The following is a 16,079-nucleotide window of genomic DNA, read 5'->3' on the forward strand; positions in this document are numbered from 1 at the left end:
GCGGCAGCTAAGAAGGAGCAGACCGAACAACATCCCGTCAGACTACCATCCTGCTGGTCGCCTAAGCGTCGTCGGAGGGCGCGTGTACGGGCGGGGCCGTGACGCCGCGCTTGCGGTCGCGGCGGTCCTTGATGAGGCTCGCGATGGTGGCGATGGCCATGGCGCCGATGATGACGCCGAGCGAGGTCCAGGTGTCGATCTCGGGGGCCCACTCGATGTGCTCGCCGCCGTTGATGAAGGGCAGCTCGTTCTCGTGCATGGCATGGAAGAAGAGCTTCACGCCGATGAACGCGAGGATAAAGGCGATGCCGTACTTGAGGTAGTCGAGGCGGTCGAGCAGTCCGCCCAGCAGGAAGTACAGCTGGCGCAGGCCCATGAGCGCGAACACGTTGGCCGTGAACACGATGAACGGGCTCTGCGTGATGCCGAAGATGGCGGGAATCGAGTCGATCGCGAAGATGAGGTCGGTCGTGCCGATGGCGATGAAGACCACGATCATGGGCGTGAAGAAGCGTTTGCCGTCGATGGTGGTGCGGATCTTCGATCCGTCGAACTCGTCGGTGACCTTGAGCTTGCGCTTCATGAAGGTCGTCAGGCGGGTCTCGCCGTCCTCGGCGTCGTCGTTGTGACCGAAGGCCTGGCGGAACGCCGTGAACAGCAGGAACGCGCCGAAGATGTAGAAGATGAAGCTGAACGATTCGATCAGCTGTGCGCCCAGAAGGATGAAGATTCCTCGCAGCACCAGCGCGATGATGATGCCCACCATGAGCACCTCTTGCTGGTATTTGCGCGGCACGCTGAAACGCGCCATGAGGATGACGAAGACGAAGAGGTTGTCGATCGACAGGCTGTATTCGGTGAGCCATCCGGCCAGGAACTGACCCGCGAACTCACCGCCCGCGAACTGCAGCATGAGGAACGCGAACACGAGCGCGAGCCCGACGTAGAACACCACCCACAGGGTCGCTTCCTTCATCGAGGGGATGTGCGGGCGCTTCACGACGTAGAGCAGGTCGAAGGCCAACACCAGCAGCAGAACGACGTACGAGCCGATCTCGAACGGGAGGGGCAGAACGGGATGCATGGTGGGCAGGGCCTTTCGAAGGGGTGTGCGCGTGTGCGGGATACCCCCTGCGCAAGGGTCAAGCATAGTGCCGGCAAGCGGCGCGGGAAGGGTCTTGCCACAGGCGGACACGGTGGTGCAGCAGCCGCTTGCACGACGACAGGGTGGATGCTCGAGCATCCACCCCGTCTGTGCGAAACCAGCAGCCCGAAGCGACTAGCGGTTGCGGTTGCGTTTGGCCGCTTGCGCGTCGGGGTCGGGAACGGGCAGCGATGCCAGCAGCGTGCGCGTGTAGTCGTTGCGCGGTGCCGTGAGGATCTGCTCGCTCGTGCCCTCTTCGACGAGTTCGCCGTGGTAGAGCACGCCGATGCGGTCGGCCAGGAGGTCGACCACGGCCAGGTCGTGCGAGATGAACAGGGCCGCGAAACCGAACTCGCGCTGGATCTCGGCGAAGAGTTCGAGCACGCGCGCCTGCACCGACACATCGAGCGCCGAGGTGGGCTCGTCGGCGATGAGCAGCTTCGGGTCGAGCGCGAGGGCACGGGCGAGGCTGGCGCGCTGACGCTGTCCGCCCGAGAGCTCGTGCGGGTAGCGCGCGCCGAACGCCTTGGGCAGCTGCACGGCCTCGAGCAGTTCGCCGACCTTCTTCTGCGTCTCGCGTTCGCCCAGCGAGCGCCGGTGGATGCGCAGCGGTTCGGCCACGCAATCGGCGATCGTGAGCAGCGGGTTGAAGCTCGATGCCGGGTCTTGGAACACGAAGCCGATGTCCTGGCGCGTCTTCTTGAAGTGACGCTCCTTGACACCGTTCATCTCCGTGCCGAGCACCGTGAGCGAACCGCCCGTGACCTGCGTGAGCCCGGCGATGGCGCGACCGATGGTGGTCTTGCCGCTGCCCGACTCCCCCACGAGACCCAGCACTTCGCCCGCGCGGATCTGGAACGAGACACCGTCGACGGCCGTGAACGAACCGCGGCCGAGGCGGCCGGGGTATTCGATGCGCAGACCGGATGCCTCGACGAGCGTTTCGGCCGTCTCGAGGGACTCTTTCTTGGCACGCTCCTCGGCCGAACCGTGCACGCGCTGGCCGATGCGGGGCACCGACTCGAGCAACTTGCGCGTGTAGTCGGCCTTCGGCGCAGCGAACAGCTCGCGCACGGGGGCCTCTTCCACCAGCTCGCCCTGATACATGACGGCGACGCGGTCGGCCAGGTCGGCCACGACACCCATGTTGTGGGTGATGAGCACGATGGCCGCACCGAACTCGTCGCGGCAGCGGCGCAGCAGATCGAGGATCTCGGCCTGCACCGTGACGTCGAGCGCCGTGGTGGGCTCGTCGGCCACGATGAGGCCGGGGTTCAAGACGAGCGCCATGGCGATGACGACGCGCTGCTTCTGTCCGCCCGAGAACTGGTGCGGATAGTAGTCGACGCGCGTCGACGGGTCGGGGATGCCGACCTTGCCGAGGATCTCGATGGCCTGCTGCCTGGCCTCTTTCTTCGAGACCTTGTTGTGGGCGCGGATGCCCTCGGCGATCTGCCATCCGACCGTGTAGACCGGGTTGAGCGACGTGGACGGCTCCTGGAAGACCATCGAGACGTCGCGGCCCCGCACCTCGCGCAGACCCTTGCGGTCGAGCGAGAGGATGTCGTGCGAATCGCTGCCGTCGCGGCGGGCGAGGATGACCGCTCCGCCGGCCGTCGCCGTCTCGGGCAAGAGACCCAGGATGGTCTTGGCCGTGACGGTCTTGCCGCTGCCCGATTCGCCCACGATGGCGAGGACCTCGCCGGGCGCGACGCTCAGGCTTACGCGATCGACGGCTTTGACCGCTCCCGCGTCGGTCGAGAACGAGACGTCGAGCTGCTCGATCGTGAGGACGGCGGCCGGACGGGTGGTGGAGGCATCCGCCCCGGGGGTTGTCGCTGTGGTCATGGCCTGGTCTCGATTCCGTCGTCGCCGAATGTCTCTCCCGATTCGAGGCCGCCGAGACCCGCGGGCCCGGCGGTCTGCACGCCACCCGGGACGACCGAGGTGGCGGCTACGGTTCCGGATGCCGCGGCGACACGTCGTCGCCCACGCAGGCGCGGGTCGGCCAGGTCGTTCAGGCTCTCGCCCACGAGCGTGACGCCGAGGACCGCGAGGACGATGGCAATGCCCGGGGGCAGCGCCGTCCACCACACGCCCGACGACACGTCGACGATGGCCTTGTTGAGGTCGAAGCCCCACTCGGCGGCCGAGGTCGGCTCGATGCCGAAGCCCAGGAAGCCGAGGCCCGCCAGGGTGAGGATGGCCTCGGAGGCGTTGAGCGTGAAGATGAGCGGCAGCGTGCGCGTGGCGTTGCGCAGCACGTGGCGGAAGATGATGCGCGCGTTGCTGGCACCCACGACCTTGGCGCTCTCGACATACGCCTCGGATTTGATGCGCACGGTCTCGGCGCGGATCACCCGGAAGTACTGCGGGATGAACACGACCGTGATCGAGATGGCGGCCGCGAAGACGCCACCCCACAGGCTCGACTGTCCGCCCGAGATGGCGATCGACATGACGATGGCGAGCAGCAGCGTGGGGAACGCGTAGATGGCGTCGCACACGACGACGAGCACGCGGTCGAGCCATCCGCCGAAGTAGCCCGACACGAGGCCGAGGAACACGCCGACGAAGATCGACAGGATGACGGCCACGATGACGACCGAGAGGGCCGTCTGCGCGCCCCAGATGGTGCGCGACAGCACGTCGTAGCCGCCGACCGTCGTGCCAAACAGATGCTCGGCGCTCGGGGCCTGCTGAGAACCGAAGGCTCCGTCGTCGCCGCGCAACTGCGAATAGCCGTAGGGGGCGAGCAGCGGCGCGAAAAGGGCCGTGAGAATGAACAGTCCCGTGACGACGAGGCCGGCCACGAGCATGAAGCGCTGGATGCCCATGCTCTGGCGCACCTGGTGCACGATGGGCAACCGCGACAGCAGGCTGCGCTTGCGGTCGGGGGCGTCGGGAACGGTTTTGGGGGTCGTGACGGTCATGTCAGTACCTCACCCTCGGGTCGATGAGCGCCGCGATGACGTCGACGATGAAGTTGGTCAGCGCCACGATCACGGCGAGCAGGGCGACGATTCCCTGCACGGCCACGAAGTCGCGCGCCTGCAGGTATTCGGCCAGCTGGAAGCCCAGACCCTTCCACTCGAACGTGGTCTCGGTGAGGACCGCTCCGCCGAGGAGGAGGGCGATCTGCAGGCCGATGACCGTGATGATGGGGATGAGCGCCGGACGGTAGGCGTGTTTGCGCACGAGCCGGAGCTCGCCGACGCCCCGTGAGCGCGCGGCATCCACGTAGTCGGTCGAGAGCGTGCCGATCATGTTGGTGCGCACGAGCCGGAGGAAGATGCCCGCCGTGAGCAGACCCAGCGTGATGCCGGGCAGGATGGCGTGGGCCAAGACGTCGCCGATGACGTCGGGGTTGCCGGAGCGCAGGGCGTCGATCAGGTAGATACCCGTCTTGCCCTCGAGCAACTGCAGCTCGAGCTCGGACGACGTCGTCGCCCGGCCCGACACCGGCAGCACCTTGAGCTGCACCGCGAAGATGAGCTTCATCAGCAGACCCGCGAAGAACACGGGCGTGGCATAGAACAGGATGGCGAGGATGCGCAGCACGGCGTCGGGGAACCGGTCGCGGAAGTAGGCCGCGACCATGCCGAGCGGGATGCCCACGATGAACGCCACGATGAGCGCGTAGAACGCGAGCTCGAGGGTGGCGGCGCCGTAGGTGAGCACGACCTCGATGACGGGGCGGTTGTCGCTGATCGTCTGGCCGAAGTTGCCCGTGAAGATCTGACCGAGGTACTCGAAGTACTGCACGATCACGGGGCGGTCGTAACCGGCCGCGACGATGCGCTCCTGCAGCTGGGCGCCCGAGAGACGACCGCCGAGGGCCGCCGTGATGGGGTCGCCCGTCGTGCGCATGAGCAGGAACACGAGCGTGACGAGGATGAAGACGGTGGGGATGATGAGCAGGAAGCGGACCAGGATGTAGCGGCCGAGGCCGCCCGATCGACGCTTCTTCGCCCGGGACGAAGACTGTGGTGCGGGCGCGGCCGGAGCGGCTGCGGCATCCGCGAGTGTGGAGCTCAGGAGGATGACCCTTCTTCTGTGCGGCGTGGGCCGCACTCAACTGTGTGAGGGGGTGGAGCGGCGGAACGGTGGAGCGGTGAAGCGGTGGAACGAGCCGGGCCGACCGGAGCCGGGGCCGACCGCGTGAACGATCGACCCCGGCTGACCGGCTGGTCCGTCGGCTACTCCCCCGAGAGGAAGCATCCGTCGGGAGTTGTTAGCCCTTGCTGAGCGGGGCGTAACGGAACTTGAACGACGCGTCGAGCGTGACGCCGTCGACGTCGGTGCCCGAAACGGCGACCTGGGCGCCCTGCAGCAGCGGCAGGGTGGACAGGTCGGCGGCCACGGCGGCCTGGATGTCCTCGATGAGCTGCGTGCGCTCGGCAGCATCAGGCGTGGAAGCCTGCTTGAGGATCATGTCGTTGACCTCGGTGTTGCTGTAGTGGTTGGCGAGGAAGTTCTCGGTGAGGAAGAACGGCGTCAGGTAGTTGTCGGCGTCGGAGTAGTCCGGGAACCAACCCAGCTGGTAGAGCGGGTAGACGTCGGCCGTGCGGTCCTTCGAGTACTGCACCCACTCTGTGGTCTGCAGGTTGACCGTGAACAGGCCGGACTCTTCGAGCTGCGACTTGATGAGCGCGTACTCGTCGCCCGAGGACGGACCGTAGTGGTCGTTCGAGTACTGCAGGTTGAGCTCGACGGGCTCCGTGATGCCGGCGTCGGCCAGAACCTTCTTCGCCTTGTCGAGGTCGGGCTTGCCCTCACCGTCGCCGTACAGGTCCTTCAGAACCGTGGTGGCACCCGTGAGGCCGTCCGGAACGTAGGAGTAGAGGGGCGTGTAGGTGCCCTTGTAGACCTCGTCGGCGAGTTCGTCGCGGTCGACCAGGTCGGCGACGGCCTGGCGCACGGCGAGAGCCTTGGCCGGGTCGGCGTCGTCGGTGGTGCCACCGAACGGCTGCGTGTCGAAGTTGAAGACGATGTAGCGGGTCTCGCCGCCGGGACCGGTGTGGACCTTGACGTTCTTGTTCTTGCTGAGGTCTTCGACATCGGTGGCCGACAGGCTGCGGTAGGCCAGGTCGATGTTGCCTTCCTGCACCTCGAGCTTGAGGTTGGAGGACTCGGCGTAGTACTTGACGTTGACCGTCTCGGTCTTCGCCTTCTCGAGCAGGCCCTTGTACTCGGGGTTGGCCTTGTAGGAGATGAGGTTGTTGAAGTCGTAGCTTGCGATCGTGTACTGACCGGCGAACGCGTCACCCTTCACGATGTCCTGGTCGAGCGTGAGAGCGTCGGCCGAGAAGACATCCTCGTCGACGATCGGGCCGGCGGGGCTCGAGAGGATCTGCGGGAAGACCTGGTCGTTCTCGCTCTTCAGCGTGAAGACGACGGTGAGGTCGTCGGGCGCCTCGGTCTTTTCGAGGTTGTAGAGCAGCGAGGACGGGCCGTTCTCGTCGGCGATCTTCAGCTGGCGGTCGAACGAGAACTTCACATCGGATGCGGTGAGCTCGTTGCCGTTGGCGAACTTGAGGCCCTCTTTGAGCTTCACGGTGTACTCGGTGGGCGCGGTGAACTCGGCCGACTCGGCGATATCGGGTTCGACGTCGGGGCTGTTCGACGGCGTGTTCATGAGGAACGGGAACACCTGGTTCTGCACGTTGAACGAACCGTTGTCGTAGGAACCCGCGGGGTCGAGCGTGGTGACCTTGTCGGTGGTGCCGATCGTGAGCGACTTGGAGCCGCCCGACGAGTTGGAGCTGGATCCTCCGGCACAGCCGGAGAGGGTGAGCGCTGCAATTGCGACGCCTGCTGTGGCGGCTGCGATTCGGCGACCGGTGCGTGAAGCGGATGTCATATCCGTCTACCTCTTTCTGGGGTGGCAAGGCGCGGCACGGGCACAGTTCAACCGCGGCCGCTTTGCTGTGGTTGGGGATCATGCTTACACAGATCGCGCTCCCACGTCGGTCATTCCGGCGTTTGGCGCACGGAAATAACATGACCGTAACCTGCCGAACAATGGCCGGAAACCTGGGATCGACCGCAATTGGGCATGAAAAAATCCCCCTCTGCGATTTCTCGAAGAGGGGGATTTTGATGCTGCGTTTCGTGAATGAATTCACTCGTGACCCCAGCGGGATTTGAACCCGCGTTACCGCCGTGAGAGGGCGACGTCCTAGGCCGCTAAACGATGGGGCCGTTTTTGCAACTTGACGATTATGACACGGATTCGAGGCACCGGGCAAATCGAGCGAGGAGGCATCGGCGAGGCTTGCTCACGGCCGCGCGGAGGGGTTAGCTCGAACCATGAGACTGACCAAGCTGGAACACGCCGGACTACTGCTCGAAGACACCAACAAGAAGCTCTTCGTCGACCCCGGCATGTTCACCACTCCCCTCACCGACGTGGCCAACACCCTCGCCATCGTGATCACGCACGAGCACCCCGACCACTGGACGCCCGAGCAGATCGAGCGCATCGTGTCGAAGAACCCCGACGTGCAGATCTTCGGTCCGGCGGGCCTCGCGCAGGCCGCCCCCGATCTGCCCATCAACGTGGTGCAGGCGGGCGACGCCGTCGAGGTGGGCCCCTTCCGGCTGCGGTTCTTCGGCGGCAAGCACGCCGTCATCCACTCGAGCATCCCCGTGATCGACAACGTGGGCGTGCTCATCAACGACACCCTGTTCTACGGCGGCGACGCGCTCGACGTGCCCGAGGGTATCGAGGTCGACCTGTTGGCCGCCCCCGTGGGTGCCCCGTGGCTGAAGATCGGCGAGGCCATCGACTATGTGCTCGCCGTGAAGCCCAAGCGCGCATTCCCCGTGCACGAGATGGTGCTGTCGAAGGCCGGCAAGGACATGGGCAACGACCGCCTCAAGTGGGCGACCGAGCAGGGCGGCGGCGAGTACTTCGCGGTGCAGCCCAACGAGAGCCTCGACCTGTAGCGGGCGAGAGAACGACAACGGCGAGGGTCGGATGCTAAGGCATCCGGCCCTCGCCGTGTCAGGGGTGTTGCGGGTGGGACGACCTAAGGGATGCGGTGCGACCCGCCGGAGGACACCGTGTCGTCGCCGCGAGCTTCGGAGGCCGCCAGGTGGGCGCCCGCACCCGGTTCGACGGGCTGGCCCTCCGGAACGGCGACCGTGGTTGCCAGCGGGATCTCCTTGACGAAGAACAGCAGCACGAAGGCGACGAACATGAGGGGCACGAGGATCAGGTAGACCGGGCCCAGGGCGCTGGCGTAGGCATCCGCAACGGCGTCGTGGATGGGGCCGGGCAAGGCGTTGATGGCCGCCGGGGTAAGGCCGTTGGTGTCGCCGACGGGAGCGCCGGCCGGGAGCTGCTCAGCAAGCTGCGTGGTCAGACGCGAGACGAACAAGCTGCCGACGATGGCCGAGCCGAACGTGGCGCCGATCTCGCGGAAGAACGCGTTGGCCGCGGTGGCCGTGCCCAGGTCTTTGTGCTGCACCGAGTTCTGCACGATGAGCACGAGAACCTGCATGGACAGGCCCAGGCCGAGACCGAGGATGGCGAGGTAGGTGCCGCTCAGCCACGGCGACGTATCGGCCGTCATGGTGGCGAACAGCGCGAGCGCCACCATCACGAGCGCGGCGCCCGAGATCGGCATCCACTTGTAGCGGCCCGTCTTGGTGATGAGGAAACCTCCGCCGATGGCGGTCAGCATGAGGCCGCCGAGCATGGGCAGCAACAGCAGACCCGATTGCGTGGCGTTGACCGAGTTGACCACCTGCAGGAACGTGGGCATGTAGCCGATGGCACCGAACATGCTGATGCCGATCATGAGGCCGGCGATCGTCGTGATCGTGAAGTTGCGGTCGCGGAACAGGTGCAGCGGGATGATGGGCTCGGGCGCGCGCGTCTCGGCCCAGATGAACAGGCCCGCGAACAGCACGGTCGAGACGATCAGGCCGATGATGAGCGGCGAATCCCAGTCGTATTCGGTACCGCCCCACGAGGTGACGAGCACGAGGCTCGTGGTCGCGATGGCGATGAAGACCGTTCCGAGGATGTCGAGCTGCGGTTTCTCGCGCTGCACCTTGGGCAGCTTGATGAAGACCATGGCCGTGACGATGGCCGCGATGCCGAGCGGAACGTTGATCCAGAAGGCCCAGCGCCACGTGAGCACATCGGTGAAGAGACCGCCGAGCAGCGGGCCGATGACGGCCGACAGGGCGAAGACCGAGCCGATGAAGCCGCCGTATTTTCCGCGATCCCGCGCGGGCACGACGTCGGCGATGATCGCCTGCGCGAGGATCATGAGCCCGCCGCCGCCGATGCCCTGGATGGCGCGACCCGCGATCAGCCACGGCATGTCCATGGCGAAACCGCCGACGATCGAACCGACCACGAAGATCGAGAGCGCCGCGATGAAGAGCGGTTTGCGCCCGATGAGGTCGCCCAGCTTGCCGTAGACGGGCATGACGATCGTGACGCCCAGGATGTAGGCCGTCGCGACCCAGAGCATGTGGTTGACGCCGTCGAGGTCGCCCACGATGGTGGGGAGCGCCGTGCCGAGGATCGTCTGGTCGAGCGATGAGAGGAACATCGCGACCATCAGGGCGATCAGGATCGGGATGACCTTGACCTGCGGGGTCGCCGAGGAGGCGTCGCCCGGCGCGCCGTTCCTGGCTCGTTTCCTACTGGCATCGGTGGGCGGCTGAGCCGTCGTGCTGTCGTGATTCGTCACGCTGTTTCCCTATCTCGAAGGATTCTGGTGGTGTTCTCGACGGCTCTGTCGAAGTGGACGGCGAGGGGCTCGCCGCCCAGGTCTTCGCCCCAGGAACGGAACGATTGGTGGAAGAACGCGCCCATGATCGCGAGGATCGTGTAGGAATCGCGTGCGATCTCGGCCTCGGTGTGACCCTGGCGCCGCATGACATCGGTGACGAACGACGTGAAGTCACGCTCGAGCGAGGTCATCTTCTCGAATTCGCGCTGCAAGAGCTCGGGATGCTGGGCCAGCACCTCGTGGCGCTTCTTGTTGACGCTCTGGATGGAGGCGTCCCCGTCGCGGTCGAGCGCGCGGAGCTTCTGCCGGAACACGTCGATGACGACCGTGAGGGTGTCAGCCCCGGAGTAGTCGGCCAGGTCGACCTCGGGCAGCGGCTCGCGCTCGCGGTGCACACCGAGGAAGGCGTCGTCTTTGTTGCGGAAGTAGTTGAAGAAGGTGCGCGGCGTGACGTCGGCGCGTTCGGCGATCTGCTCGACCGTGACGGACTCGAAGCCGTTGGCGTGCACGAGCGAAACCGCCGCGGCCTCGATGGCCGCGGCGGTTCGTTGCTTCTTGGTCTCACGAAGTCCGGGTTGTGTCACGCCTCCGATTTTTGCACAGTGTGCAATCTTTCACAACGTGAAAGTTAGCCCTTTGCGGCGGCGGGGACGGGGGTGTCGGCCGGTGCGGGCGTGGCGGCATCCGCACCGTCGGAGTCGACGCGGTCGATGGAGGCGCGCTCCCCCGGGTCGCCGTGGTCGTCGACGCTCATGGTGTTCTCGTCGAAGGGGCGGCGGCCGGCCAGCACCTCGCGCACCTGGTCGCGGTCGATCTGATGCGTCCACGTGCCGACCAGCATCGTGGCGACGGCGTTCCCCGTGAAGTTGGTCAGGGCGCGGGCCTCTGACATGAAGCGGTCGATGCCGACGATGACGCCCACGCCATCCACGAGGTCGGGGCGGTGCGCCTGCAGACCGCCGGCCAACGTGGCGAGCCCGGCGCCCGTGACCCCCGCCGCGCCCTTCGACGCGATCATCATGAAGAGCAGGAGTGAGATCTGCTCGCCGAGGGACAGCGGGGTTCCCATAGCGTTGGCGATGAAGAGCGACGCCATGGTGAGGTAGATGGCCGTGCCATCGAGGTTGAACGAGTAGCCCGTCGGCACCGTGATGCCCACGACGGGCTTCGACACACCCACATGCTCCATCTTGGCGATCAGCCGCGGCAGCGCCACCTCGCTCGACGACGTCGACACGATCAGCAGGTATTCGCGGCCCAGATACTTCATGAGGCGGAAGATGTTGACACGCGTGACGAGCATCAGGATGCCGCCGAGGACGATCACGATGAACAGGATGCACGTGATGTAGAACGCGATCATGAGCGTGCCGAGACCGATGAGCGCCTGCACGCCCGTGGCCCCGACGACGGCCGCGATGGCCCCGAAGGCGCCGATGGGAGCCACCCACATGATCATGGCGAGCACCCGGAACACGAGCGCCTGGATCTGACGGATCGCGTCGAGGATGGGGGCACCCTTCGACCCCATCTTCTGCAGCGCGAACCCGACGAGCAGGGCGACGAAGAGCACCTGCAGGATGTTGCCCGACGTGAACGACGAGATGAGCGTGGTGGGGATGACTCCGAGGATGAAGTCAGTGGTCGACTCGGATTTCAGCTCGGAGGTGTCGTAGCTCGCGCCCTGGATGTTGAGCGTGTCGCCCGGGTGGATCAGGTTGCCGACGACCATGCCGATGCCGAGCGCGAACGTCGACATGATGATGAAGTAGCCGAGCGCCAGGCCGCCCACCTTGCCGACCGTCGCCGCCTTGGCGATGGAACCGACACCGAGCACGATGGTGCAGAAGATGATGGGCGCGATCATCATCTTGATCAGCGCCACGAAGCCGTCGCCGATGGGCTTGAGCCCGACGGCGAAATCGGGGGTCGTGAGGCCGACCGTGATGCCCGCGGCGACGGCCACGATCACGAAGATGTAGAGGTAGTGCGAGCGGTCGAGCCGTCTGCGCGGCTTCTGGCCGCGGCCAAGCGGGGGGATGCGATGCGTCGTTGCCATGAGAGTTCCTCCTCCGCCGTCACTTCTTCGTAGACGGCGATCACGTTGGTCCCCAGTGTGCGGCGGCTCCGAGTGGTCCCCGACGTTGTGTTCATATTGTTCTCGCCGCGCGGCGGGCGGGTCGGGGGCGGGCGCTCTATCGTGAAGCGAGCAGACTTTTCCGACGGAGTGAGAGCGGCCATGACATCCCTGTTTCGACGCTGGAGTATTTCGGCGCGACTGTTCGCGCTGCAGCTCGTGTTCGTGGTGCTCGTGTCGGCCGTCGTGTCGGTGTGGCTGTGGCTCGACGCCCGATCGGATGCCGAGGCGGATGCGGCCGCGCACACCCGGGCGGTCGCGGCATCCATCGCCGACAACCCGTTCGTGCAGGATGCGTTGGCCGGCGCGTCGACGGCGGCCGGGCCCGCTGCGGCTTCTTCTGCGGCTTCTGCCGCTGCTGCGAGTGCGACCCTGCAGCCTTATGCCGAGAAGCTCATGCGCGACACGTCGACCGATTTCATCACCATCATGGCGCCCGACCGCACGCGCTACACGCACCCGGACCGCGGCGAGATCGGGCGCCCCTTCATCGGCACGATCGGGCCGGCGCTCGAGGGGCGCACCTTCTCGGAGACGTATGCGGGAACGCTCGGGCCGTCGGTGCGGTCGGTGGCGCCCGTCTATGCCGAGCTGCCGGCCGGGCCGAGCGAGACGGGCGGGTCGGATGGCGCGACCGTGACGTCTCCTCAGATCGTGGGGCTCGTGTCGGCCGGCGTCACGGTGGCGTCGGTGGCGGATGCCCTGCAATCGCGGCTGCCCATCGTGTTGGGCGCGGCCGCGCTGACGATCGTGGCGGGTGCCGCGGCGTCGTGGCTGCTGTCGCGGTATCTGCGCCGGGTGACGCGCGGGCGCGGGCCCGAAGAGATGGCGCGGATGTTCGGCTATTACGAGGGTGTGTTGCACGCGCTTCACGAGGGGCTGCTGTTGGTCGACCCGGCGAAACGGCTCGTGTTGTTCAACGACGAGGCCGCCGAACTGCTGGGGTTGCCGCAGGAGAGTCGCCCGGGTGCGGACCCGCGCGACACGGATGCCGTGCTCCTCGGCGCGCTCGACCTACCCGCCGAGCTGGACGACATCCTGGGATCCGGCGAGGTGGTCGTGGACCGCGTCGTCGTGACGCGCGACCGCGTGCTCGTGGTGAATCAGGAGGTCGCCTGGGACAGCACGGGTGGGTCGCGTTCGACGCGCCGCCCGCTCGGAACCGTGACGACGCTGCGCGATCACACCGACCTGCGGCGGCTGGCGGGCGAACTCGAGACCGCCCGCACGCTCACCGATGCGTTGCGCTCGCAGACCCACGAACACTCGAACCGGCTGCACACCGTCGTATCGCTGCTCGAACTCGGGCGCACGGCCGAGGCCATCGACTTCGCGGCCGATCAGCTCGACCGCGGGCAGGCGCTCGCCGACGACCTCATCGCGGGCGACACCAACCCCGTGCTGCAGGCGCTGCTGCTCGGGAAGGCCGCGCAGGCATCGGAGCGCGGCATTCGGCTCGTGGTCGAGTGGGAGGAGGGCGCGGGTGATGTGGCCGTGCCACCCGATGATCTGGTGACGATCGTGGGCAATCTGATCGATAACGGCATGGATGCGGCGGCCGCGTCGGTTGTGGCGGCCGCTGGATCGACGGCCGCTGCGGGAACGGAGGAGTTCCGGCCCGAGAAGCCGTGGGTGCGGATCGAGCTGGCGGCCGACGGGGTGCTGCGCGTGTCGGACAGCGGGCGCGGACGTCCCCTCGTCGAAGCAGGTCTCGACACCGCGCAGATCTTCGAACGCGGGACGACGTCGAAGGAGGACGAGAAGGGGTTCGGGCGCGGCATCGGGTTGGCGCTCGTGCGGCAGGCCGTCGTGCGGTCGGGCGGGTCGATCGCGGTTCTGCAGGGAGAGGACGGCCATCGCATGACCTTCGAGGTGCGGTTGCCGCTCGCCGTTTCCGCGGCGCAGACGGGGAGGGAATCGTGACCGACGTTCGAGTTCTCGTGGTCGACGATGAGGCTCTGACGGCCGAGGCCCACGCCGAATATGTGCGCCGTCTCGACGGGTTCGAGCTGGCGGGGGTGGCGACGAGCGGCACCGAGGCCATCCGGATGCTGCGCGACAGCGCCTCCGAGGGGCCGCACGTCACGGCATCCATCGATCTGGTTCTGCTCGACTTCACCATGCCGGACCTGCACGGGCTCGACGTGTGCCGCCGCATCCGCGCCGCCGGCCTCGAGATCGACGTCGTCGCCATCACGGCCGTACGCGACGTAAAGACCGTGCGGCAGGCCGTCTCGCTGGGTGTCGTGCAATATCTGATCAAACCCTTCACCTTTCGGGCCTTCGCCGACAAGATGCAGGGCTATCTGGCGTTCCGGCAGAGCTTCGACGAGGCGTCGGGCGCGACGACGCAGCGCGATATCGACCGCGGCATCGCGAGCCTGCGGACGCCCGGCCGCGAGACTTTGCCGACGGGCCTGGCCGGTGAGACGCTCGACCGCGTGATCGCGCTGCTGCGCACCTCGGAGGGCCTTTCGGCCTCGGAGATCGCGGCCAGGTTGAACCTCTCGCGGGTGACCGCCCGCCGATATGTGGAGCACCTCGCGGACTCCGGCGTCGTCGAACGCGGCGCGCGCTATGGGACCCCCGGCCGCCCGGAGGTGGAGTTTCGCTGGGTCTCGACAGCCCGTTCGTGATGTACTTCGAGAATCGATGCTGAAGGAGCCCGCATGACTGTCTTCCATCCCGATCTCGCGATCGGCCGCTTCATCCCGCCGGTGTCGGTCGGGCCCCGGCTGGCGACGCTGGCGCAACGGGGTGGGCGACGCGAACGGGGTATCCCCGAGGACATGCTGATCGACGACGTGCAGGTGCCGGGTGTGAACGGCGCTCCCCCGGTGAACGTGCGGCTCTATCGCCCGCGCATCCTGAACGGTGTGGCGCCGGCCCTGCTGTGGATCCACGGCGGCGGCATGGTGCTCGGCGATCACCTGCAGGATGAGGCCTCGAATATCGCGTTCGCGCGCACGCTGGGCATCACGGTGGCGAGCGTGAACTATCGGCTCGCTCCGGCCCACCCGGCGCCGGCCGCCGTCGAGGATGCGTACGCCGCGCTCTCCTGGCTGGTCGAGCATGCTACCGAGCGGGGCATCGACGCGTCCCGTATCGCTATCGGCGGCGCGAGCGCGGGCGGCGGTGTGGCGGCCGGTCTCGCTCTGTATGCCCATGACCGGGGCGACATCCGGCCCGCTTTTCAGCTGCTCGTCTACCCCATGATCGACGACCGCACGGTTCTGCGAACTGATATGGACACGAAGAACGTTCGGGTCTGGACGCCCGGGAGCAACCGGTTCGGCTGGACGTCCTATCTGGCTCAGGAACCCGGTTCGGCTGATGTGTCGCCGTATGCCGCCCCCGCGCGGCGTGAAGATGTCTCGGGCTTGCCACCCGCGTGGATCGGTGTCGGCACGCTCGACCTGTTCCACGACGAAGACCTGCGCTACGCCGAACGACTGGCGGCGGCCGGTGTGCCGTGCGAGATCACGCTCGTCGAGGGTGCGTTCCACGGTTTTGACGCGCTCTTCGCCCGCAAACCGGTGTCGCGCGAGTTCTGGCGTGCCCAGGCGGCCGCACTGCGGAGCGCACTCTTCGCCTGACGCCGGCCGGATGACTTACTTTCGGCCTTTGTAGCCGTAGCCGTAGCCGTAGCCGTAGCCGTTGCCGATCCTCACAGGCGGTCGACGGCCGACGACCAGACCCAGGCGCGCTGCACCACGCCATCCGAGTCGGTCCACTCGATGTGCACGGCGCGACTCGTCCACTCGATGGCCCGGCCCTCGATGCGCGCGGAGGTCTCGGGGTAGCGCGTCCACGCGCGCACGGGAATCGGCTGCCCGGGCCGGCGCACGGGATCGTGTTCGACGTCGAGCTCGGCGTCGCTCAGGCTCACGGGCTTGGGCCGGATGAGAATCTCGGACAGCCGTCGCTCCATGAGCTTGTCGTAGTGATGCGCGTAGCGACGATTCGTGCCCATGACGACAGAATAGCCCGATTCGAACATATGTTCTAACGCAGGGCTCGCAGGACGGATGGAGAGTTTGAA

Annotated in this window: 13 protein-coding genes and 1 tRNA gene; 4 read left to right on the forward strand and 10 right to left on the reverse strand. The window is 66.7% G+C overall.

The genetic code is table 11. From position 1 onward, the window contains the following. Window positions 1–61: 61 nt before the first annotated feature. The 6 genes from ALI44B_RS04245 to ALI44B_RS04270 all read right to left on the reverse strand — a co-directional run bounded on the left by ALI44B_RS04245 (window position 62) and on the right by ALI44B_RS04270 (window position 7,348). Window positions 62–1,084, reverse strand: a complete 1,023-nt coding sequence (locus tag ALI44B_RS04245) for a TerC/Alx family metal homeostasis membrane protein (protein WP_077053446.1) — start codon at window positions 1,082–1,084, stop codon at window positions 62–64. 195 nt (window positions 1,085–1,279) lie between these two features. Continuing rightward, the gene (locus ALI44B_RS04250) at window positions 1,280–2,992 is read right to left on the reverse strand and encodes an ABC transporter ATP-binding protein (RefSeq protein WP_077053447.1); all 1,713 of its coding nucleotides are present in this window, start codon (window positions 2,990–2,992) and stop codon (window positions 1,280–1,282) included. After that, window positions 2,989–4,077, reverse strand: coding sequence for an ABC transporter permease (locus tag ALI44B_RS04255; RefSeq protein WP_077053448.1), 1,089 nt, complete (start codon window positions 4,075–4,077; stop codon window positions 2,989–2,991). Before ALI44B_RS04255 ends, ALI44B_RS04250 begins: the two co-directional genes overlap by 4 nt. Window position 4,078: 1 nt before the next feature. Beyond that, the gene (locus tag ALI44B_RS04260) at window positions 4,079–5,182 is read right to left on the reverse strand and encodes an ABC transporter permease (protein ID WP_077053973.1); all 1,104 of its coding nucleotides are present in this window, start codon (window positions 5,180–5,182) and stop codon (window positions 4,079–4,081) included. 196 nt (window positions 5,183–5,378) lie between these two features. Further along, window positions 5,379–7,007 carry an ABC transporter substrate-binding protein gene (locus ALI44B_RS04265; protein ID WP_077053449.1) on the reverse strand — a complete coding sequence of 543 codons (1,629 nt, stop codon included), beginning with the start codon at window positions 7,005–7,007 and terminating at the stop codon, window positions 5,379–5,381. 268 nt (window positions 7,008–7,275) lie between these two features. Beyond that, window positions 7,276–7,348 (reverse strand) — tRNA-Glu (locus tag ALI44B_RS04270). Window positions 7,349–7,456: 108 nt separating this feature from the next. Here ALI44B_RS04270 and ALI44B_RS04275 point away from each other — a divergent pair. Next, on the forward strand, window positions 7,457–8,095 hold the full coding sequence (locus tag ALI44B_RS04275) for an MBL fold metallo-hydrolase (RefSeq protein ID WP_077053450.1): 639 nt from the start codon (window positions 7,457–7,459) through the stop codon (window positions 8,093–8,095). An 83-nt stretch (window positions 8,096–8,178) separates the two neighbouring features. Here ALI44B_RS04275 and ALI44B_RS04280 read toward each other — a convergent pair whose 3' ends face one another. From ALI44B_RS04280 to ALI44B_RS04290, 3 genes are read right to left on the reverse strand one after another with little or no spacing between them, the layout of a single operon-like run. After that, window positions 8,179–9,858, reverse strand: coding sequence for an MDR family MFS transporter (locus ALI44B_RS04280; protein ID WP_238592053.1), 1,680 nt, complete (start codon window positions 9,856–9,858; stop codon window positions 8,179–8,181). After that, a complete protein-coding gene (locus ALI44B_RS04285; protein ID WP_077053451.1) occupies window positions 9,855–10,484 on the reverse strand; it encodes a TetR/AcrR family transcriptional regulator in 630 nt (209 codons plus the stop codon). The genes ALI44B_RS04280 and ALI44B_RS04285 overlap by 4 nt, the downstream gene beginning before the upstream one ends. 44 nt (window positions 10,485–10,528) lie before the next feature. Further along, window positions 10,529–11,959, reverse strand: a complete 1,431-nt coding sequence (locus tag ALI44B_RS04290; RefSeq protein WP_077053452.1) for a cation:dicarboxylate symporter family transporter — start codon at window positions 11,957–11,959, stop codon at window positions 10,529–10,531. 180 nt (window positions 11,960–12,139) lie between these two features. Here ALI44B_RS04290 and ALI44B_RS04295 point away from each other — a divergent pair, with 180 nt between their 5' ends. The 3 genes from ALI44B_RS04295 to ALI44B_RS04305 are packed head-to-tail and all read left to right on the forward strand — an operon-like array spanning window position 12,140 to window position 15,633. Continuing rightward, complete coding sequence (locus ALI44B_RS04295) at window positions 12,140–13,960, forward strand: sensor histidine kinase (RefSeq protein ID WP_077053453.1); 1,821 nt, start codon at window positions 12,140–12,142, stop codon at window positions 13,958–13,960. Further along, entirely contained in the window at window positions 13,957–14,673 is a 717-nt protein-coding gene (locus tag ALI44B_RS04300) for a response regulator (RefSeq protein WP_077053454.1), read from the forward strand. Before ALI44B_RS04295 ends, ALI44B_RS04300 begins: the two co-directional genes overlap by 4 nt. A gap of 33 nt (window positions 14,674–14,706) precedes the next feature. Next, complete coding sequence (locus tag ALI44B_RS04305) at window positions 14,707–15,633, forward strand: alpha/beta hydrolase (RefSeq protein ID WP_077053455.1); 927 nt, start codon at window positions 14,707–14,709, stop codon at window positions 15,631–15,633. Between the two features lie 71 nt (window positions 15,634–15,704). Here the strand turns inward: ALI44B_RS04305 and ALI44B_RS04310 are convergent, their stop codons facing one another. Beyond that, entirely contained in the window at window positions 15,705–16,010 is a 306-nt protein-coding gene (locus tag ALI44B_RS04310) for a hypothetical protein (RefSeq protein ID WP_079727317.1), read from the reverse strand. Window positions 16,011–16,079 lie beyond the last annotated feature (69 nt).

Source organism: Leifsonia sp. ALI-44-B, from assembly GCF_001984125.1.
Taxonomy (GTDB): domain Bacteria; phylum Actinomycetota; class Actinomycetes; order Actinomycetales; family Microbacteriaceae; genus Okibacterium.